Origin of the sequence: Ralstonia mannitolilytica (assembly GCF_000954135.1) — a bacterium.
Classification (GTDB): Bacteria; Pseudomonadota; Gammaproteobacteria; order Burkholderiales; family Burkholderiaceae; genus Ralstonia; species Ralstonia mannitolilytica.
Map to the genome: position 1 here is coordinate 909,225 of NZ_CP010799.1, position 19,545 is coordinate 928,769.

The window sequence follows — 19,545 nt, forward strand, 5'->3', positions numbered from 1 at the left end:
CGGGTCTGAGTTGACGTATACGTCAAGCACTGTAGCAGGGGCCGCCATGCCGCGCGGCGGCCCGCAGTGGCGTCACTCGGCGGGTTTGAAGGCCAGCAACTGCACGCCCTCCGTCACCTGATCGCCCACGCCATACAGCACCGATTCGACGACGCCGTCGGCGGGTGCGGTGAGCGTGTGCTCCATCTTCATGGCTTCCATGACGACCAGCGGCGCGCCCTTGGTGACGGTCTGCCCGGGCGCGGCCAGCACGGCGATGACCTTGCCGGGCATCGGCGCCGTGAGCTTGCCGCCTTCGTCATCGGCTTCGCCGGCATGGGCGAGCGGGTCGTGACGCTCGAGCGTCCAGTGCGTGCCGCCGGTGAAGACGTGGAAGGCATCGCCATCGGCGTGCACCTGGCCGGTCGCCTTGTGCGTGCCGAGCGTGACGGTGAAGGTCTCGGCATGGCGCTGCGTGGTGAAGGGCGCCTCATGCCCCTTCGTTTTCAGGCGCGAGCCGTCGCGGCCGTAGATGAGGGTCGCGTCGATGGACTGATCGCCGTGCGTGAAACGCAGCGTTCGCTCCGCCTCGCCATTCAGACGCCAGCCGCTGCCGCGCGCCCACGGCGAATGCGGGTCGCGCGTGTCGGTGCGCAGGCTGCGCGCCTCGCGGGCGAGCAACGCTGCCACCGCCAGCGCGATGGCGTCTTGCGGCACGTCCGCTGCGGCGGGGAACAGCGTGTCGTGATTGCGCGCGATCAGGCCGGTATCCAGATCGGCGGTCGCAAACGGCTTCGATGCAACAAGCCGGCGCAGGAACGCCACGTTGGACGACAGCCCCACCAGGTGGAAGCTGCCCAGCGCCTGCAGCATGCGCGCGAGCGCTTCGTCACGGTCGCGGCCCCAGACGATCAGCTTGGCGATCATTGGGTCGTAGTACGGGCTGATGGCGTCGCCTTCGCGCACGCCAGCGTCGATGCGCACGGCGGCGGGTTCGCCGTTGGCTTGCGCGCCCACGGTGAACTCCACCGCTGCTGGCGTGCGCAGCACCTTCAGCGTGCCGATGGAGGGCAGGAAATCCCGGTCGGGATTTTCTGCGTAGATGCGCGCTTCGAGCGCGTGGCCGTGAATGTGCAGTTCGTCCTGCGTGCGCGGCAGCGGCTCGCCAGAGGCCACGCGCAATTGCCATTCGACCAGGTCTTCGCCCGTGATCATTTCGGTGACCGGGTGCTCGACCTGCAGGCGCGTGTTCATCTCCATGAAGTAGAACGTGCCGTCTTCGTCGACGATGAACTCGACCGTGCCGGCGCCCACGTAGCCCACGGCGCGCGCGGCGGCCACGGCGGCTTCGCCCATCGCGCGGCGACGCTCCAGCGTCATGCCCGGGGCCGGGGCTTCTTCCAGCACCTTCTGGTGGCGGCGCTGCACCGAGCAATCGCGCTCGAACAGGTAGACGGCATTGCCGAGGCTGTCGGCGAAGACCTGGATTTCGATGTGGCGCGGGCGCGTGAGGTACTTCTCGATCAGCACACGGTCATCGCCAAAGCTGGACGACGCCTCACGCTTGACTGAGGCCAGCGACGCTTCGAACGCGTCGCCCGATTCCACCACGCGCATGCCCTTGCCGCCGCCGCCGGCGCTTGCCTTGATGAGCACGGGATAGCCGATGCGATCGGCCTGCGTGCGCAGGAACGCGGCGTCCTGGTTGTCACCGTGGTAGCCGGGGACGAGCGGCACGCCTGCCATTTCCATCAGCGCCTTGGCCGCGCTCTTGCTGCCCATCGCTTCGATGGCCGAGGCCGGCGGGCCGACGAAGATGATGCCGGCGTCTGCGCAGGCTTTGGCGAAGGCTTCGTTTTCCGACAGGAAGCCGTAGCCGGGATGGACGGCTTGCGCGCCCGTGGCGCGTGCGGCTTCGAGGATGCGGTCGGCGCGGAGGTAGCTGTCGCGGGCGGCGGGCTCACCGATGTGGATGGCTTCGTCGCAGGCCGCGACGTGGCGGGCGTTGGCGTCGGCATCGGAGTAGACCGCGACCGTGCGGATGCCGAGCTTGCGGCAGGTGGCGGCGACCCGGCAGGCGATTTCGCCTCGGTTGGCGATGAGGAGCTTGGTGATCATGGTGTTGTTACGTCTCCTGGTTTTGGTTTTGCACTTGTGGTGCATTCCTTGTTTCATCCCCTGCCGGGGCCGAAAGGGAGGCAGACCACCAACAAAAAACCAAGACCCACCCCCCACAACAAAACGTCAGTCCGCCGGCGTAATGTCGATATGGCAATGCGACGAATGCGAGTGCGAAGCATCAGCGCTTTGATGCAGATGATCCTGCACCTCCACCCGCATCCCCAGCCGCGCCAACAGCTTCCGATCCGCATCGGCCTCCGGGTTATCCGTCGTCAGCAGCTTCTCGCCATAGAAGATCGAGTTGGCGCCCGCCATGAAGCACAGCGCCTGCAGCGCATCGTCCATCGCCTCGCGGCCAGCGGAGAGTCGCACCATCGCCTTGGGCATCGTGATGCGCGCCACCGCAATCGTGCGCACGAAATCAAACGGATCCAGTTCTTCGTTGCCCGCCAGCGGCGTGCCTTCCACCTTCACCAGGTTGTTGATGGGCACCGAGTCTGGATACGGCTCCATGTTCGCCAGTTCGGCAATCAGGCCCGCGCGCTCGTGCACCGATTCCCCCAGCCCGACGATGCCGCCGCAGCACACGTTGATGCCGGCGTCACGAACGTGCTCGAGCGTGTCGAGCCGATCCTGATACGTGCGCGTGGTGATGATCTCGCCATAGAACTCGGGCGCGGTATCGAGGTTGTGGTTGTAGTAGTCCAGGCCCGCTTCCTTCAACTGCACGGCCTGTTCCTGCTTCAGCATGCCGAGCGTCACGCAAGTCTCCAACCCCATCGCCTTCACGCCGCGCACCATCTCAGCCACGGCGTCGAGCTGATGCGGTTTCGGGTTGCGCCACGCGGCGCCCATGCAGAAGCGGCTGGCGCCGTTCTGCTTGGCCCGTGCGGCGGCTTCGAGCACCGCGTCGACCGGCATCAGCTTTTCAGCCTCGACCCCGGTGTCGTAGCGCGCCGATTGCGGGCAGTACGAACAGTCTTCGGGGCAGCCGCCGGTCTTGATGGACAGCAGCGTCGACAGCTGAACCGCGTTCGCATCAAAGTTGGCGCGGTGCACCTGCTGCGCCTGGAACAGCAGGTCGTTGAACGGCAGGGCGAACAGCGCTTCGATGGCTTCGCGGCTCCAGCGGGCGTTGGGATTCTGCCCGGGCGTGGGCGGCACCTTGGCGGCGTTCGGCACGAAGTTCAGTGGAGTGGATTGCATGAGGACTTCCTTCAAGTGATGCGTGGTTTCGTTGTTATGCGGGTCAGGCCGGCAGCAGCCAGTTCGGCTTGCGCTTGCCCAGGAAACTCTGCACGCCTTCGCGGCCTTCTTCCGAGGCGCGGATGGCGGCGATGCGCTCGGCGGTATCCGCCAGCAAGGCGTCGTTGACGGCGGCGCCAGCCACCTCACGCACCAGGCGCTTGCTCTCGCGAACGGCATTCGGGCTGTTGGCGACGAGCGCGGCTGTAATGTCGCCCACCTTGGCGTCGAGCGCGTCTGCGTTCACGAGTTCATGCACGAGGCCCAGGCGATGCGCCTGCGCGGCGGAGAAACGCTCGGCGGTGATGAAGTAGCGGCGCGATGCCTGCTCACCCAGCGCGCGGATCACGTATGGGCTGATGGTGGCCGGGATCAAGCCAAGCTTCGCTTCCGACAGGCAGAAGTTGGCGGTATCCACCGCGACGACGATGTCGCACGCGGCGACCAGGCCGACGCCGCCGGCATACGTGTCGCCCTGCACGCGCGCGATCACGGGCTTGGGGCAGGTGTAGATGGCGCGCAGCATTTCGGCCAGGCGCAGGGCGTCGGCGCGGTTCTCGTCATCGGAGTAGCCGGCCATCTTCTTCATCCAGTTGAGGTCGGCGCCCGCGCAGAAGGCGGGCCCGTTGCCGGACAGGACGATGGCGCGCACGCTGGGCTCATCGGCCAGCGCGCGGAACGCACCGGTCAGCTCGGCGATGACGGTCTCGTTGAAGGCGTTGCGCACGTCAGGCCGATTCAGCGTGAGTGTGGCGACGGCGCCGTTCTGTGCGAAGGCGAGGGTCTCGAAAGTGTTCATTCCGGGTCCTTGTTGGTGTCGGACTTGGGGTCGTCTGCGCCGGAGGCCTCTGCGGCTGTGGGGCTGGCTGGGCCGACCGGACCGACAGGGCCTGCGGGCAAGCCCAGTTCGCGCAGGAAGGCGTCGACCTGCGGTAGCCAGATGCTCAACCCCGCGTGGCTGGCAAACATGCCGTGCGAGTCGCCCCTGAAGGTGCCGAAATCCACCAGCCGGCCTTTGCCGCCCGCACTCGTGTAGGCCGCGAACATCTTCTCGGGCATCGGCTTGGGCCAGTAGCTGTCGTTGTCGCCGTAGAACCAGAGCGACGGGTAGCGTGACTGGCGGCCGTACGTTTCAAAGGCGCGCACGAGATTGCTTTCCCAATCGACGCAGGTGTCGTTGCGCAGGCCACCGGCAAAGTTAACCAGCCCGCGCACGCCGGGGTAGGCGATGGTGCCGAAGGCCAGCGTGGTCAAACCGCCGTGCGACTGGCCCATGACGACGATGCGGTTGCGGTCCACGTACGGCTGCGCGGTCATGTAGTCGAGCGCGGCCACCACGTCTTCTGCCTGGATGATGCCGTTGGCTTCCACGTTGCAGCCGCTGCCGATATACGCGCCGCCGGATTTGGAAAACCCTTGCCGCATCGGGATGGCCACCACGTAGCCGCGCGCGACCAGCGCCGCCGCCTGCTCGCTGTAACGGGCACGCGATTGGAATGCCGCCTTGCCGCGCGCCTTGCCGTGATTGAGCACGATGAGCGGGAAGGGCCCGTCGCCGGCGGGCTTGTAGATCGTGGTTTCCAGCTTGATGGTGAAGATGCCCGCAGACTTGGGCACATCCACCACCGTTTCGGTCATGCCGGGCGGGAGGGGTTCACTGGCGTGCGCGGCTGTGAGCAATAGCGCGCAGCCAACAGCTGCCCAGGCGCTGCGCCACGTTCGCGCGGTGTTGCTATTCACTGCAGATCCCTGTTCGATGGGCGGTCCGCTTACATGCGGAACACGCCGAAGTTCATGTCGCCGATCGGTGCATTCAGGCTTGCCGACAGGCCCAGGCCCAGCACATTGCGCGTGTCGGCCGGGTCGATGACGCCGTCGTCCCACAGGCGCGCGCTGGCGTAGTACGGATGGCCCTGGCGCTCGTATTGCTCGCGGATCGGCGCCTTGAAGGCGGCTTCTTCCTCGGCGCTCCACTGGCCGCCCTTGGCCTCGATGCCGTCGCGACGCACGGTGGCGAGCACGCTGGCCGCCTGCTCCCCGCCCATCACCGAGATGCGCGCGTTCGGCCACATCCACAGGAAGCGCGGCGAATAGGCGCGACCGCACATGCCGTAGTTGCCCGCGCCAAACGAGCCGCCGATGATGACCGTGAACTTCGGCACCTGCGCCGTCGCCACCGCCGTCACCATTTTCGCGCCGTTCTTGGCGATGCCTTCGTTCTCATACTTGCGGCCGACCATGAAGCCGGTGATGTTCTGCAGGAACACCAGCGGGATCTTGCGCTGGCAGCACAGCTCGATGAAGTGCGCGCCCTTGAGCGCCGCCTCGGAAAACAGGATGCCGTTGTTGGCGATGATGCCCACCGGGTAACCCCAGATGCGCGCAAAGCCGCAGACCAGCGTCGTGCCGTAGCGCGCCTTGAATTCGTCAAAGGCGGAATCGTCGACGATGCGGGCAATGACTTCGCGCACGTCGAACGGCTTGCGCGTGTCGGTCGGGATCACGCCGTACAGCTCTTCGGCGGGATAGCGCGGCTCGATGGGCGTATGCACCTGCACCTGCTCGGGCTTGCGGCGGTTCAGGTGCGCGACGATGCTGCGGGCCTGCGCCAGCGCGTGCGAGTCGTTGTTGGCGAAGTAATCCGCCACGCCGGACAGGCGCGTGTGCACATCAGCGCCGCCCAGGTCCTCGGCGCTCACCACTTCGCCGGTGGCGGCCTTCACCAGCGGCGGGCCCGCCAGGAAGATCGTGCCCTGTTCCTTGACGATGATCGACTCGTCGCTCATGGCCGGCACATAGGCGCCGCCCGCCGTGCACGAGCCCATCACCACCGCGATCTGCGGAATGCCCTTGGCCGACAGATTGGCCTGGTTGTAGAAGATGCGGCCGAAGTGGTCGCGGTCGGGAAACACGTCGTCCTGGTTCGGCAGGTTGGCGCCGCCCGAATCGACCAGATAGATGCAGGGCAGGTGGTTCTGCTCGGCGATCTCCTGCGCGCGCAGGTGCTTCTTCACCGTCATCGGGTAATACGTGCCCCCCTTGACCGTGGCGTCGTTGCAGACGATGACGCATTCCTGCCCCGAGATGCGGCCGATGCCGGTGATGATGCCGGCGCCCGGTGCCGCATCGTCGTACATGCCGTACGCCGCCAGTTGCGACAACTCCAGGAACGGCGTGCCGGGGTCGAGCAGTTGCTGCACGCGGTCGCGCGGCAGCAGCTTGCCGCGGGCGAGGTGCTTGGCGCGGGCCTCTTCGCCGCCGCCCTGGGCGATGCGGGCCACCTTGTCGCGCAGGTCGGCGACGAGCGCGCGCATGGCATCGGCGTTGGTCTTGAAGTCTTCGGCGCGGGGGTTCAGCTTGGTTTCGAGCGTCGGCATGGCAGAAGTGCGAGGTTCAGTCAGAGAAGGTGCCGTCGACGTACAACCAACGGCCCTCGGTGGATTCGGCGCCGCTGGCGTCCAGGCGGACGAAGCGGCTGGTTTCATGCAGGCGATGCGCGCGGCCGCCCACCTTGTAGCGCGCGACGAACTCGACCGTCGCGTGCGTGGCGTCCAGCGGCGTGTGGCGCTTCACGTCCAGGCCCAGCCAGCGCGTGGAGGCGGCGTCGGCCTCCGTCGCCTCGAGATCGGCGGGGCAGGTGGACGGATGCCACGTGCGCCGCAGGTACGCCGTATCGCCCAGCACATAAGCGCTGTAGCGCGAGCGCATGAGCTGTTCGGCGGTGGCCGGCAGCGCTTCGCCCGCGTGGAACGGGCCGCAGCAGCGCGCGTAGGTACCGTTGCCGCACGGGCAGGCGTCGCTCGTGCCGAGGCGGGCGATCGGCTTGGCAGGGCTCACGCCAGCAGCTCCGGAAGTTGGCGCATGTCGGTGAACGTGCGCGAAGCACCGGCTGCCACCAGCGGCCCAGGTGCGTTGCGGCCGGCGTAGGCCAGCACCGTCATGCCCGCAGCGTGCCCAGCGGTCACGCCCGTCGGGCTGTCTTCAATGACCACGCAGCGCGCGGGCGCAACGCCCAGCTTGCTCGCCGCGAGCAGGTACACGTCGGGTGCGGGCTTGCTGCGTGCGACTTCGGTGGCCGAAAAGATGCGCGCGTCCGTCGGCTGAAAGCGGTGGATCAGGCCCGTGCGATTGAGCTGCAGTTCAACCTTCATGCGGTCGGCGCCGGAGGCCACGGCCATCGGCAGGCCAAGACCGGACAGCGCCTCGATCGCATCGGCAATGTGCGGCACGGCCTCCACCTCGGCTTCGAGCAACGCGTTGCGGCGGGCATGGAATGTGGACAGCCAGTTCGGCGGCAGCGGCGCGCCGCGCATCTCGGCAATCGCATCGAGTTCTTCGCGGATGGCTTTGCCCAGGAAGCGCTTGATGGAATCTTCCAGGCTGATGTTGATGCCGAGTTCGGTCAGCATTTCCCAGATCAGGCGGTTGACGATGGGTTCGCTGTCGACCAGCACGCCGTCGCAATCGAAGAGGATCGCGTCAAAGCGCGGGTGAGCCGAGGTGGGTTGGGAGACTGCAGTCATGCCGAGTGGGTTGAGAGGTTCAGACCGCCTACGCCAGCGCGCGGGCGATCAGGATTTTCTGGATGTCGCTTGTGCCTTCGTAGATCTGGCACACGCGCACGTCGCGGTAGATGCGCTCCACCGGAAAGTCGCTGACGTAGCCGTAACCGCCGAAGACCTGGATGGCGTCGGAACAGACGCGCTCCGCCATCTCGCTGGCGTTGAGCTTGGCCATGGCGGCTTCCTTCAGGCAAGGCCGGCCGGCATCTTTCAGGCTGGCGGCGTGCCAGACCATCTGGCGTGCCACGTCGATGCGGGTGGCCATCTCGGCCAGGCGGAACTGCACGGCCTGGTGCGCAAACAGCGGCTGGCCGAAGCTCTCGCGCTCCTTGGCGTACGCCAGCGCGGCTTCAAAGGCCGCACGCGCCATGCCCACGCTCTGCGCGGCAATGCCGATGCGCCCGCCTTCCAGCCCGGACAGCGCCATCTTGTAGCCGGCGCCTTCTTCACCCAGCAGGCAATCGGCGGGGATGCGGCAATCTTCGAACACGATCTGCGCCGTGTCGGACGAGTGCTGGCCGAGCTTGTCTTCGAGCCGCGCGACGATGTAGCCCGGCGTGTTGGTCGGCACCAGGAACGCGCTGATGCCGCGCTTGCCTGCCGCCTTGTCGGTCACGGCCATGACGATCGCCACGTCGGCATGCTTGCCGCTGGTGATGAACTGCTTCACGCCGTTGAGCACCCAGTGGTCGCCATCGCGTACGGCCGTGGTGCGCAGCGCCGACGCGTCGGAGCCGACGTGCGGCTCGGTCAGGCAGAACGCGCCGAGCATCTCGCCGCGCGCCAGCGGCACGAGCCACTGCTGCTTCTGCGCATCGTTCGCAAACGCCATCAGCATGCTGCACACGGGGCAGTTGTTCACGCTGATGACGGTGGAGGTGCCGCCGTCGCCCGCGGCAATCTCTTCCAGGATCAGCGCCAGCGACAGGTAGTCGAGCCCCGCACCGCCGAGTTCTTCCGGCACGGCCACGCCATAGGCGCCCAGCTCGCCGAGCTGGCGGTGCACGTCTTTCGGGAACGTCGCTTCGCGGTCCCATGCGGCAGCGTGCGGGGTGATCGCCTCGCGCACGAAGGTGCGCATGGCGTCGCGAATCATCTCTTGCTCTTGGGTCAGCAGCATTGTTTCGGCCTCACCATGCAATGACGCTGCCGTCGTAGTTGCGGAAGCCGCCGTTGTCGGCGCGCGTGGCGCCGGCAATCACGCGGCGGATGCCGGCCACGCTTTCCTGCGGCGTGATGGCCGCGCCTGCACCGCCCATATCGGTCTGCACCCAGCCCGGGTGGAAGGTCAGGCACGTGGCGTTCCTGGCGTCGAGCGACACGGCGCGCAGCACGGCATTCACCGCGGCCTTGCTCGCGCGATACAGCCAGCCGCCGTTGCTCTCCATCTCGCCGATGCTGCCCATGCGGCTGGAGATGACGGCAAGCACGCCGCCGGCCTCATCCGCACCATTGCGTCCGGCTTCGACCATGGGCAGCACGGCCGGCAGCACGCTCATCGGGCCCCACACGTTGGTGTGCATCACGGCATCGAAATCCGCCTGGCTGACGGGCGTGGCGCCCTGCGTGCGCGGGCCGTAGATGCCCGCCACGTAGATCGCCACGTCCAGCGCTTCGCCGTCAAGCTTCCATGCAAGGCCGGCGACGGCGTTGGGGTCGGTGAGGTCGAGCACGTGCGTTTCCGCGCCCAATGCCTGCAGCGCCTGCGCGGCTTCCTGCGTGCGCACGGTGGCGATCACGCGCCAGCCGTCTGCGCGGTACTGCTTGACCGTTTCCAGGCCGATGCCGCGCGACGCGCCCAGGATGAGCGCGGTGCGCGTGCGGCGCGATGTTGCGTTCGTCATGCGCGCGCCTTAGTAGAGTTCGATGCCGACAGCCGTGGCCTCGCCGCCGCCAATGCACAGGCTGGCCACGCCGCGCTTGCCGCCGCGGTGTCGCAGGGCGCCCAGCAGCGTCGCGATCACACGTGCGCCCGAGGCACCGATCGGATGGCCCAGCGCGCACGCGCCGCCGTTCACGTTCACCTTCTCGTGCGGGATGCGCAGGTCGTGCATCGCGGCCATCGGCACCACGGCAAACGCCTCGTTGATCTCGAACAGGTCGACGTTGCCCGAGTTCCAGTCGAGCTTCTTGAACAGCTTGTCGATGGCCGTGACCGGCGCCGTGGTGAACCAGCCGGGTTCTTGCGCGTGCGTGGTGTGGCCGAGCATCACCGCCAGCGGTGTGATGCCGAGCTGCTTGGCAGTCGACTCGCGCATCATCACCAGCGCCGCTGCGCCATCGTTGATCGACGAAGACGATGCGGCCGTCACCGTGCCGTCCTTCTTGAACGCGGGCTTGAGCGAGGGGATCTTGTCGACCTTGATGCGGCGCGGGCCTTCATCGGTGTCGATGACGGTGTCGCCGGCTTTGCCCGAAACGGTGACGGGCGTGATCTCCCAGCGGAACGCGCCGGATTCGGTGGCCTCCTGCGCGCGGCGCACGGACGTCATCGCGAAGTGGTCCTGGGCTTCGCGCGTGAAGCCGTATTTCTCGGCGCAGTCCTCACCGAAGGTGCCCATGGCGCGGCCCTTTTCATAGGCGTCTTCCAGGCCGTCGAGCATCATGTGGTCGTAGATCATGCCGTGGCCGATGCGATAACCGCCACGGCCTTTCGGGATCAGGTACGGCGCATTCGTCATGCTTTCCATGCCGCCCGCGACCACCACATCGACCGAGCCCGCGAGCAGCGCGTCATACGCGTTCATGGCCGCGCGCATGCCCGACCCGCACATCTTGTTGACCGTGGTGCAGCCGACCGACAGCGGCAGGCCCGCGCCCAGTGCGGCCTGGCGTGCCGGTGCCTGCCCCTGGCCCGCAGGCAGCACGCAGCCCATGATGACTTCTTCGATCTGTTCCGGTTTCAGGCCCGCACGTTCGACCGCCGCGCGAATGGCAGCGGCGCCGAGTTGCGGGGCAGTGAGGCTGGCGAGTTCGCCCTGGAAGGCGCCCATGGGGGTACGGGCTGCTGAGGCGATGACGATGCGGTCGGACATTGCTGCAATCTCCTGGAACTGTGCTTGGGACATGTTCTGCACTTTTGGTGCAGGGGTTGTGTGTCTCTTGCGTGTTGGGTGGGCCTTGTTGGTCCATCTCCGTTTCGTCCCCTGCCGGGGCCGACTCACTTTCTTTGTCTTGCCAAAGAAAGTAAGCAAAGAAAGGCGCGCCCGAGATGGCGACACCCTCCTTGAATTTGTGTAACCGGGCGGAGAACGGGAAAACTCGCTTCGCTCAGACAGTTCCCGTTCTTTTTTCCGCCCGCTTACACAAATTCAAGGCGCCATCTAGGGCAGGGTACGGCCACACAATCTGTGTGCTGTCCTAGGTGGCTCTTGTTTGTTGCTGTGTTGCTCGCTTTGCTTCGCGTTGTGCTGCTGGTTCCTGCTGCAGTCGTGGCCGATGGTTTGGCCGTTGACTTTGTTGCCCTAGATGGCGCCTTGAATTTCTGTTGCAGGGAGGAAAAAGGAAGGGAAACTGTCTGAGCGAAGCGAGTTTTTCCCTTCCCCTCCCTGCGACATAAATTCAAGGAATCTTTCGCCATCTCGGGCGCGCCTTTCTTTGCTTACTTTCTTTGGCAAGACAAAGAAAGTGAGTCGGCCCCGGCAGGGGATGAAACGAGGGATGCACCACCAAAAAACGACCCACCCCAACCACACAAAAACTCAGAACCCCACCGGACTAGGCACACTCCCTTCCTTCCCATAGTTCAACCAAGCATCAGCAAGCTGCGCATGCAGTTCCTCATTCGAACTCGCCGCCATCCCCAGATTGCGCAGCAGCCCATCCTTCACGCCGTAAATCCACCCATGCACAGCCAGCGGCTGCCCGCGTTCCCACGCGTCCTGCACGATCGTCGTGAGGCACACGTTGTTGACCTGATGGATCACGTTCAGCTCGCACAGCCGGTCGTGCTGATCCTGGTCGCGGACCACCGTGCCCAGATACGTTTCATGCTGTTCGGCCACATCCCGCACGTGACGAATCCAGTTGTCCGCCAGCCCGAAGCGTTGCTTCGTCAGCGCTGCCTTCACGCCCGAGCACCCGTAGTGGCCCACCACGGTGATGTGCCGGATCTTCAGCACCTCCACCGCAAACTGCAGCACCGACAGGCAGTTCAGGTCCGAGTGCACCACCACGTTGGCGATGTTGCGGTGGACGAACACCTCCCCCGGCGGCAGGCCGATGATCTGGTTGGCCGGTACGCGCGAATCCGAGCAGCCGATCCACAGGTATTCGGGGTTCTGCTGGTTGGCCAGGTTGGAGAAGAACGCCGGGTCTTCGGCGTTGACCCGCTCGACCCACTTGCGGTTGTTTTCGAACAGTTCCTTGATGCGATGTGGCATGGTTTGTTGTCTTGTTGAGAGAGTCAGGCGGCGCGTTGCAGCGTGCTGCTGTCCTGCGCGTCGCCGTCCGGTGCCTTGGCGCCGTAGCGGTTGACGAAGCGTTCGCTCGCGTCATACGCATAGAAGTCGTGTGTCTGGCCGGACAGCAGGCGGTCCTTGTATGCCTGCCACATGGCGGGGTCGAAGAAATCTGCGTGGTGCTTGAGGAACGCCTCGCGCACGCGCGGGTCGCCGAGCAGGAACGTGCGGTACGTCTCCGGAAAGATGTCGTGCGGGCCGACGCTGTACCAGACCTCGCCCGACATCTCTTCCTCTTCGTTGCGCGGCTGCGGCACGCGGCGGATGTTGCAGTCCGTCAGGTATTCGATCTCGTCGTAGTCGTAGAAGACCACGCGGCCGTGGCGCGTCACACCAAAGTTCTTGTACAGCATGTCGCCGGGGAAGATGTTCGCGGCGATCAGCTCCTTGATGGCGTTGCCGTATTCGATGATGCCGTGCTCGACCTGCGCATCCGTGCCTTCCTGCAGCCAGATGTTCAGCGGCGTCATGCGGCGCTCGATGTAGACGTGGCGGATGACGATCTCTTCGCTGCCATCGGCGGCGCGCTGGTACTCCACCATCGACGGCGCGTGCTTTTCCAGCTCCCTGATCAGCGCATCGTCAAAGCGCGAGAGCGGGAACGCCACGTCCGAATACTCCAGCGTATCGGCCATGCGCCCCACGCGGTCGTGCCGCTTGACGAGCTGGTACTTGCTCTTGATCAGCTCGCGCGTGGTCTCCTTGGGCGGCGGGAAGTAGTCCTTGATGACCTTGAAGACGTACGGGTACGACGGCAGCGTGAACACCAGCATCACGAGGCCCTTGATGCCGGGCGCGATGATGAACTTGTCCGACGAGTGCTGCAGGTGGTGCAGGAAGTCGCGATAGAACAGGTTCTTGCCCTGCTTCTGCAGGCCGAGGGAGGTATAGATCTCTGCGCGCGGCTTGCGCGGCATCAGGTCACGCAGGAAGGTCACGTAGGCGGACGGGATTTCCATGTCCACCATGAAATACGAGTGCGTGAACGAGAACAGGATCATCAGTTGCTCGGGCCGCAGCAGCACGGTGTCCAGGCGCAGCGAGCCGTCGGCATTGCGCATGATGGGCACCGCCAGCGGATACGTCTTGTCGCCGTTGATCACGCGTCCGATGATGTACGCCGCCGTGTTGCGGAAGAACAGCGACGACAGCACATGGATCTGGAAATTCGGCGCGATGCGGTAGTCGCCGAAATGCTCTTCCACCGCGCGGATCAGGTAGCCGATGTCGCGGCGCAGGTCTTCGAAAGGCGCCTCGAGCTGGAAGTTGTGCACGATGCGCTCGAAGCAGTCCCCCAGGCCCTCGCGCGAGCCGGGGTAGTAGGCGCGATAGGTCGGCTTGGTGGGCGATTCCTCGTTTTCGATGTACTCGGTCGAGATGGCCGGCCGCACGAAGATGAAATCGTTGTTGAAGTACGAACGGTGCAGGATGCGCGTGCACACCGAGTTGAAGAAGGTCTCGGCCAGTTCCGGCTGGTGATGGTTGGTCAGCAGGCCGATGTAGTGCAGCTTGATCTGGCGCCAGATTTCGTCGTCGATGTTCTCGGCGTCGTATTCGTCTTCCAGGATGACGGACGCTTCACGCACGCGCTCGTCGTAATACGCGATGCGGTCGCGCTGGAGCTGCTGCATCTGTGCCCAGTCCCCGCGTTCGAAGGCCGCCTTGGCCTGCACGCACACCTCCCGGAACAAGCGGTAGTGCTTGTCGAAGCCGTCGAGCATCGTGCGCGCGACGTCAAAGGCGATCTGCGACGAGAGGAGCTTGGGGAAATGGGACATGGCGTGCGCGAGCGGGTGGGGGGAGCCGAAGCAAGGTGTCGCGAGCTGCAACAACCTAGATTGTATGGGCTTCGCTGTCCTGCATTCGCTCCTTATCCGTTTTGCATAGGGCCTCTTGTGCCCTCCCGTCATCCCAGCTCGGGCTCGCCGCTCACATCGTCTCTGCGTACAGCTCGCGGCCGATCAGCATGCGGCGGATTTCCGACGTGCCGGCGCCGATCTCGTAAAGTTTCGCGTCGCGCCACAGGCGGCCGGTCGGGAACTCGTTGATGTAGCCGTTGCCGCCCAGGATCTGGATCGCTTCGCCGGCCATCCAGGTGGCCTTCTCGGCGGTGTAGAGGATCACGCCGGCGCAGTCCTTGCGCACCTGTCGCACGTGGTCGCGGCCCAGCGAATCGAGGTTCTTGCCGACCGTGTACAGGTACGCACGGCACGCCTGCAGCGTGGTGTACATGTCGGCCATCTTGCCCTGGATGAGCTGGAATTCGCCGATGCTCTGGCCGAACTGCTTGCGGTCGTGGATGTACGGCGTGACCACGTCCATGCAGGCCTGCATGATCCCGATCGGGCCGCCGGAGAGCACCGCGCGCTCATAATCCAAGCCGCTCATCAGCACCTTGGTGCCGCCGTTTTCCTGGCCGAGGATGTTTTCGGCCGGCACTTCGACGTTGTCGAAGACGAGTTCGCCCGTGTGCGAGCCGCGCATGCCGAGCTTGTCGAGCTTCTGCGCCACCGAGAAGCCCTTCATGCCCTTCTCGACGATGAACGCCGTCATGCCGCGCGCACCCAGTTCGGGTTCCGTCTTGGCGTAGACGACGAGCACGTCGCAGTCGGGGCCGTTGGTGATCCACATCTTGGTGCCGTTGAGCACGTAGCGGTCGCCTTTGCGCTCCGCGCGCAGCTTCATGCTCACGACGTCGGAGCCGGCATTCGGCTCGCTCATCGCCAGGGCGCCGATCCACTCGCCTGAAACCAGCTTGGGCAAGTACCTGGCCTTCTGCGCCGGGGTGCCGTTGCGGTGAATCTGGTTCACGCACAGGTTCGAGTGCGCGCCATACGACAGGCCCACCGATGCCGACGCCCGGCTGATTTCTTCCATGGCGATCATGTGCGCGAGATAGCCCATGTTCGCGCCGCCGTATTCCTCGGCCACCGTGATGCCGAGGACACCCAGCTCACCCATCTTGCGCCACGCGTCCATCGGAAACTGGTCGGTGCGGTCGATTTCCTCCGCACGCGGCGCCAGCTCGGCCTGCGCCCAGTCGCGCACGGCCGAACGCAGCATCTCGATGTCTTCGCCCAAGTCGAATTTCAGGCCGGGCAGTTCAATCATGGTCGTCTCCTTGGGCGCGTGCATGGAATCAGGCCGCGCGTGTCTCTGGGTGGTGATCTGGCGTTGTGAGGTCCGCGCCGCTTGTGACGGGCGCACCCATGCCGGGGGGTGTTGCAGGATGCTGCGTATTGTATTGACGTTTACGTAAACGTCAACTACGTAAGGTTGCCGAATCACGCGGCCTTGCGTCGCCTGGGCGGCCTGGCATGGCCGGCCTGGGCGCTCTCCAGCAAGCGGCGGCATTGGCGCTCGTGCTGGTCGATCTCGGCCAACTGGGCGTTGAGGTCTTCCAGCTGCTGCGTGAGCACGGCGCGATGCTGCGCGAGCGACGCCAGAAAGCGCTCCAGCTGCGGCACCGTATCGCGCGGCGATTCGTACAGGTCGAGGATTTCCTTGATCTCGCCCAGCGACAGGCCGAGCCGCTTGCCGCGCAAGGTCAGCTTCAGGCGCGTGCGCTCGCGCGCCGAATACACCCGGCGGCGTCCGCCCGGGCCCTGGCGGTCCGGCGCCAGCAGGCCCTGGTCCTCGTAGAAGCGGATGGCGCGTGGCGTGATGTCGAATTCGCGGGCGAGGTCCGTGATGGTGTAGCGGGTGTCGGCAGCGTCGCTGGCATCGACCGATTCGAGATCGGCGCCAAGCTCGGCGGCGGCAGACGGAGTGGAGGCGGACATACAGCAGAGGGCGGTGTGATGGGGCGTGCGCCGGGCAAGCCGCTTAAGTTTTCGCTTAAGATGGAGGACCGACGGCGAATTGACGTTAACGTTAGCGTCAATGGCGCCAAACCGCAATCACGACAGACCGCCCGACCCAAGGCGGCGACCGAGGCCACCCACCCATGAACGCGCTCGAACACCAACTCGACTACCCGTTTGGCGACACGCTGCCCGAAGGCGGCACGCGCTTTGAGGTCGCGCCTGGCATCTACTGGCTGCGCATGCCGCTGCCCTTCGCGCTCGATCACATCAACCTCTGGCTGCTGCGCGATCGGCAGGACGGGCAGGATGGCTGGACGATCGTCGATTGCGGCATCAACCACGAAGCGATTCGCGGGTACTGGGAAACGATCTTCGCGAACCACCTCGATGGCCTGCCGGTGTTGCGCGTGCTGGTCACCCACTGCCATCCGGATCACGTCGGCCTGTCGACCTGGCTATGCGAGGGCGGCGACCACAAACGCTGGAACGTGCGCCTGTGGATGAGCCTGGGCGATTACGCCTTCGCGCGCATGCTCGTCGGCGGCACCGGCGCGTCGAATGCCGGCGGCGAATTTGCCGCGCGCCACTTCGAGCGCCACGGCCTGACCGACGCCGACGCGATCGAACGCATCCGCAATCGCAAGGATTACTACAGCACCCTGGTGCCCGGCGTGCCAGGCCAGTACCGCCGCCTGATGGACGGCGACGTCGTCACCATCGGCGCGCACGGCTGGCGCGTCATCACCGGCTTCGGCCATGCGCCCGAGCACGTCGCGCTCTATAGCCAAGACGCCAACGTGCTCATCTCCGGCGACATGGTCCTGCCGCGCATCTCCACCAACGTGAGCGTGTTCGACCTCGAGCCCGAGGCCGATCCGCTGACGCTGTATCTCGATTCGCTCGGCAAATACGAGCCGCTGCCCGCCGATGTGCTGATCCTGCCGTCGCACGGGCGGCCGTTCCGCGGGCTGCACACGCGCATCCGCCAACTGCGCGATCACCATGCCGATCGCCTGGCCGACACGCTGGCGGCCTGCCGCCGCGCGCCGCAATCCGCGCGCGACATCGTCAACGTCATCTTCAAGCGCCAGTTCGACGTGCATCAGATGACCTTCGCGATGGGCGAGGCGCTTGCCCACCTGCATGCGCTGTGGCATCAAGGCGAACTGGTGCGCGAAACCGGCGCCGACGGTATCGTTCGGTTCCACGCAGCAAGCTGACCCAACATCCGGAGCCCCCATGGCTGAGCAGCACGACGTTCTCGACGACAGCGCCGTCGTATTGCCGTTTCCCGCGCAGACCCCCACGGCGCCGTACTACGCGGTGATCTTCGCTTCCACGCGCACCGACGGCGACAACGGCTACGGCGCGATGGCCGACCGCATGGTGGAGCTGGCGCGCAACATGCCCGGCTTCCTCGGCATCGAGTCCGTACGCGACGAAGCGGCGACCGCGCAGGGGCGGCCCGGCATCACGGTGTCGTACTGGTCGTCGCTCGAGGCGATTCGCGAGTGGAAGAACCAGAGCGACCACCTGGCCGCGCAGAAGCTAGGGCGCGAGCAATGGTACGCGTCGTATCACCTGCGCATTGCCAAGGTGGAGTACGACTACGGGTTCGTGCGATAGGGCGTCGCGTCGGCCGACAAGAAACCCGCCAACCGGCGGGTTTTTTTCAGCGCAGCGCCTTCGCGAACTCGCCCAGGTATCGCGCGCCTTCGATGGCCTTGCTGCCGTACCACGACACCATCTCGCCATCGACGAGATAGACCGGCTTGCCGATCTGCTTTTCCAGCGCGTCGACATGCTCTTCGGTAAAGCTGTAAGGCTCGGTGGAGAGCAGCACGCAGTCGATGTTGCGCACGACGTCGCTGCTCCAGCGGAAGGTCGGATAGCGCGTGTCGGGCCGGTTCGGGCGGGCGCAATCGCCGCTCTTCTCGATGCCGCATTGCACGGGCGCGACATCTTCCGGCCACGTGTGGAAATTGACCAGCTTGAGCATGCGCGAGATGTAGGTGTCGCGCGACACCGTCATCCATGGGTCCTGCCAGATGGCGTACAGCACGCGGCGCGGCAGGAAATGACGGCCGCGCAGGGCGTCGAGCTCCTGCACGAGCGCGTCGGAGAGCTTCTGCGCCTGCGCCTCGCGGTGGAAGATGCCACCCAGCAGCTGGTACAGCGCGAGGTTGTCCTCCGGCGCACACGGATGCGTGACGATGATGTCCGGGATGAACTCGCGCAGCTTGTCGACGGTCGGGCGCGTGTTTTCGTCGATGTTGACGATGACGTGCGTGGGTGCCAGCTCGCGGAGGCGGTCCAGCTTGACGGTCTTGGTGCCGCCCACCTTGGGCACGTTGCGCACGGCTTCGCGCGGGTGGATGCAGAAGCCGGTGCGGGCGACGAGTTGGTCGCCGAGGCCGAGCGAGAACAGCAGGTCGGTGATCGAGGGCACCAGGCTCGCGATGCGCGGCGTGGTGTCGACCGGTACATGCGCAACCCCTAGCGCGTCGGTAAACATCATCAGGAAATCTCGGGTTTGCGAGGCTTGCGCGGGGCGCGCGCAAAGGCCACGTCGTAGAGCCAGTTCGGGAGGACGTGCAGCAGCCGGGCGACGATGCCCATCTGCCATGGCAGCACGGTGAAACGCACGCCGCGATGGATCGCATGCACCGCCTTCTGCGCAAAGCGGTCTGCGGGCATCAGGAAGGGCATCGGATACGGATTGTGTTCCGTCATCGGCGTACGGATGTAGCCGGGGGCGATCGTCACGACCCGGAGGCCGCGCCGGCCGAACTCCACGCGCAGGCTCTCCATCAGTTTGATGACGGCCGACTTGGAAGCGCTGTACGCGGCCGCGCCCGGCAGGCCGCGTACGCCGGCTACGCTGGCAACGCCCACCAGCGTGCCACCGGACCGCCCGGGCCTTGCGCGCGCAAGCATGGGTTGGACGAATGGCTGGAACGTGTTCAGCACGCCCATCCAGTTGGTGTCCATGACGGCCGCAAAGGCGTTCAGGTCGCCGGCCTCGCGCAGGTCGGTGCCGACCGAGATGCCGGCGTTGGCGATCACCACATCAGGCACGCCGGCCGTTGCGATGAAGGCTTGCGCCGCGTCACGCATCGATTCGGCGCTGCGCACGTCGGCGGCATAGCAATGGCAGTGGCTTTGAATGTTCGCCGGCAGCGTGTGCACGAAATCCTGGAGCGCGTCGATGCGCCGGGCCACGAGGCCAAGCGTGGCGCCCTGGGCGGCGTACTGGCGTGCCAGCGCCTGCCCGATGCCGCTGGACGCGCCGGTGATGAAAACGGTCTGGCTCATGTCGATGTCCTGGTGGAAAAGCGGCTGGCGTACAAAAAACGCCCGCACAGCGGCGGG

18 protein-coding genes are annotated in these 19,545 nt (G+C 65.7%); 2 read left to right on the forward strand and 16 right to left on the reverse strand.

The window, feature by feature from the left end; translation table 11 throughout:
• Positions 1-72 precede the first annotated feature (72 nt).
• From TK49_RS04350 to TK49_RS04415, 14 genes are all read right to left on the reverse strand, one after another.
• Entirely contained in the window at positions 73-2,097 is a 2,025-nt protein-coding gene (locus TK49_RS04350) for an acetyl/propionyl/methylcrotonyl-CoA carboxylase subunit alpha (RefSeq protein WP_045785603.1), read from the reverse strand.
• A 126-nt stretch (positions 2,098-2,223) separates the two neighbouring features.
• Positions 2,224-3,306 carry a biotin synthase BioB gene (gene bioB / locus TK49_RS04355; protein WP_045785604.1) on the reverse strand — a complete coding sequence of 361 codons (1,083 nt, stop codon included), beginning with the start codon at positions 3,304-3,306 and terminating at the stop codon, positions 2,224-2,226.
• Between the two features lie 43 nt (positions 3,307-3,349).
• Positions 3,350-4,144 (reverse strand): enoyl-CoA hydratase/isomerase family protein, encoded by a 795-nt coding sequence (locus TK49_RS04360; protein ID WP_045785605.1) that lies wholly within the window; start codon positions 4,142-4,144, stop codon positions 3,350-3,352.
• The gene (locus TK49_RS04365; RefSeq protein ID WP_045785606.1) at positions 4,141-5,085 is read right to left on the reverse strand and encodes a dienelactone hydrolase family protein; all 945 of its coding nucleotides are present in this window, start codon (positions 5,083-5,085) and stop codon (positions 4,141-4,143) included. The genes TK49_RS04360 and TK49_RS04365 overlap by 4 nt, the downstream gene beginning before the upstream one ends.
• Positions 5,086-5,114: 29 nt before the next feature.
• A complete protein-coding gene (locus tag TK49_RS04370; protein ID WP_045785607.1) occupies positions 5,115-6,722 on the reverse strand; it encodes a carboxyl transferase domain-containing protein in 1,608 nt (535 codons plus the stop codon).
• Between the two features lie 16 nt (positions 6,723-6,738).
• Positions 6,739-7,164, reverse strand: coding sequence for a YchJ family protein (locus tag TK49_RS04375; protein ID WP_045787743.1), 426 nt, complete (start codon positions 7,162-7,164; stop codon positions 6,739-6,741).
• Positions 7,165-7,178: 14 nt separating this feature from the next.
• Entirely contained in the window at positions 7,179-7,868 is a 690-nt protein-coding gene (locus TK49_RS04380; protein WP_045785608.1) for an HAD family hydrolase, read from the reverse strand.
• A 28-nt stretch (positions 7,869-7,896) separates the two neighbouring features.
• Positions 7,897-9,027: an acyl-CoA dehydrogenase family protein gene (locus tag TK49_RS04385; protein WP_045785609.1), complete on the reverse strand. Its 1,131-nt coding sequence runs from the start codon at positions 9,025-9,027 to the stop codon at positions 7,897-7,899.
• A gap of 10 nt (positions 9,028-9,037) precedes the next feature.
• On the reverse strand, positions 9,038-9,751 hold the full coding sequence (locus TK49_RS04390; protein ID WP_045785610.1) for an SDR family oxidoreductase: 714 nt from the start codon (positions 9,749-9,751) through the stop codon (positions 9,038-9,040).
• Between the two features lie 9 nt (positions 9,752-9,760).
• Positions 9,761-10,942: an acetyl-CoA C-acetyltransferase gene (locus TK49_RS04395; RefSeq protein ID WP_045785611.1), complete on the reverse strand. Its 1,182-nt coding sequence runs from the start codon at positions 10,940-10,942 to the stop codon at positions 9,761-9,763.
• A gap of 666 nt (positions 10,943-11,608) precedes the next feature.
• The gene (gene can / locus TK49_RS04400) at positions 11,609-12,289 is read right to left on the reverse strand and encodes a carbonate dehydratase (RefSeq protein WP_045785612.1); all 681 of its coding nucleotides are present in this window, start codon (positions 12,287-12,289) and stop codon (positions 11,609-11,611) included.
• Positions 12,290-12,312: 23 nt separating this feature from the next.
• Positions 12,313-14,145 carry a bifunctional isocitrate dehydrogenase kinase/phosphatase gene (gene aceK, locus TK49_RS04405; protein ID WP_045785613.1) on the reverse strand — a complete coding sequence of 611 codons (1,833 nt, stop codon included), beginning with the start codon at positions 14,143-14,145 and terminating at the stop codon, positions 12,313-12,315.
• A 151-nt stretch (positions 14,146-14,296) separates the two neighbouring features.
• Positions 14,297-15,478, reverse strand: coding sequence for an isovaleryl-CoA dehydrogenase (locus TK49_RS04410; RefSeq protein ID WP_045785614.1), 1,182 nt, complete (start codon positions 15,476-15,478; stop codon positions 14,297-14,299).
• A gap of 173 nt (positions 15,479-15,651) precedes the next feature.
• Positions 15,652-16,149, reverse strand: coding sequence for a MerR family transcriptional regulator (locus TK49_RS04415; protein WP_045785615.1), 498 nt, complete (start codon positions 16,147-16,149; stop codon positions 15,652-15,654).
• Positions 16,150-16,313: 164 nt separating this feature from the next.
• On the opposite strand from TK49_RS04415, the gene TK49_RS04420 reads away from it, so the two are divergent.
• Both TK49_RS04420 and TK49_RS04425 read left to right on the forward strand, forming a co-directional pair.
• Complete coding sequence (locus tag TK49_RS04420) at positions 16,314-17,393, forward strand: MBL fold metallo-hydrolase (protein WP_045785616.1); 1,080 nt, start codon at positions 16,314-16,316, stop codon at positions 17,391-17,393.
• Between the two features lie 19 nt (positions 17,394-17,412).
• Positions 17,413-17,799: an antibiotic biosynthesis monooxygenase family protein gene (locus tag TK49_RS04425; protein WP_045785617.1), complete on the forward strand. Its 387-nt coding sequence runs from the start codon at positions 17,413-17,415 to the stop codon at positions 17,797-17,799.
• A gap of 46 nt (positions 17,800-17,845) precedes the next feature.
• Here TK49_RS04425 and TK49_RS04430 read toward each other — a convergent pair whose 3' ends face one another.
• Both TK49_RS04430 and TK49_RS04435 read right to left on the reverse strand, forming a co-directional pair.
• Positions 17,846-18,691 (reverse strand): helical backbone metal receptor, encoded by an 846-nt coding sequence (locus tag TK49_RS04430; protein WP_045785618.1) that lies wholly within the window; start codon positions 18,689-18,691, stop codon positions 17,846-17,848.
• Entirely contained in the window at positions 18,691-19,488 is a 798-nt protein-coding gene (locus tag TK49_RS04435) for an SDR family oxidoreductase (RefSeq protein ID WP_045785619.1), read from the reverse strand. The genes TK49_RS04430 and TK49_RS04435 overlap by 1 nt, the downstream gene beginning before the upstream one ends.
• Positions 19,489-19,545: the final 57 nt, after the last annotated feature.

Excerpts from the sequence above, each read along its gene's own strand:
- TK49_RS04350 (WP_045785603.1), bottom strand. The coding sequence starts at position 2,097 with ATGATCACCAAGCTCCTCATCGCCAACCGAGGCGAAATCGCCTGCCGG.
- bioB (WP_045785604.1), bottom strand. The coding sequence starts at position 3,306 with ATGCAATCCACTCCACTGAACTTCGTGCCGAACGCCGCCAAGGTGCCG.
- TK49_RS04360 (WP_045785605.1), bottom strand. The coding sequence starts at position 4,144 with ATGAACACTTTCGAGACCCTCGCCTTCGCACAGAACGGCGCCGTCGCC.
- TK49_RS04370 (WP_045785607.1), bottom strand. The coding sequence starts at position 6,722 with ATGCCGACGCTCGAAACCAAGCTGAACCCCCGCGCCGAAGACTTCAAG.
- TK49_RS04380 (WP_045785608.1), bottom strand. The coding sequence starts at position 7,868 with ATGACTGCAGTCTCCCAACCCACCTCGGCTCACCCGCGCTTTGACGCG.
- TK49_RS04385 (WP_045785609.1), bottom strand. The coding sequence starts at position 9,027 with ATGCTGCTGACCCAAGAGCAAGAGATGATTCGCGACGCCATGCGCACC.
- TK49_RS04390 (WP_045785610.1), bottom strand. The coding sequence starts at position 9,751 with ATGACGAACGCAACATCGCGCCGCACGCGCACCGCGCTCATCCTGGGC.
- TK49_RS04395 (WP_045785611.1), bottom strand. The coding sequence starts at position 10,942 with ATGTCCGACCGCATCGTCATCGCCTCAGCAGCCCGTACCCCCATGGGC.
- can (WP_045785612.1), bottom strand. The coding sequence starts at position 12,289 with ATGCCACATCGCATCAAGGAACTGTTCGAAAACAACCGCAAGTGGGTC.
- aceK (WP_045785613.1), bottom strand. The coding sequence starts at position 14,145 with ATGTCCCATTTCCCCAAGCTCCTCTCGTCGCAGATCGCCTTTGACGTC.
- TK49_RS04410 (WP_045785614.1), bottom strand. The coding sequence starts at position 15,478 with ATGATTGAACTGCCCGGCCTGAAATTCGACTTGGGCGAAGACATCGAG.
- TK49_RS04415 (WP_045785615.1), bottom strand. The coding sequence starts at position 16,149 with ATGTCCGCCTCCACTCCGTCTGCCGCCGCCGAGCTTGGCGCCGATCTC.
- TK49_RS04420 (WP_045785616.1), top strand. The coding sequence starts at position 16,314 with ATGAACGCGCTCGAACACCAACTCGACTACCCGTTTGGCGACACGCTG.
- TK49_RS04425 (WP_045785617.1), top strand. The coding sequence starts at position 17,413 with ATGGCTGAGCAGCACGACGTTCTCGACGACAGCGCCGTCGTATTGCCG.
- TK49_RS04430 (WP_045785618.1), bottom strand. The coding sequence starts at position 18,691 with ATGATGTTTACCGACGCGCTAGGGGTTGCGCATGTACCGGTCGACACC.
- TK49_RS04435 (WP_045785619.1), bottom strand. The coding sequence starts at position 19,488 with ATGAGCCAGACCGTTTTCATCACCGGCGCGTCCAGCGGCATCGGGCAG.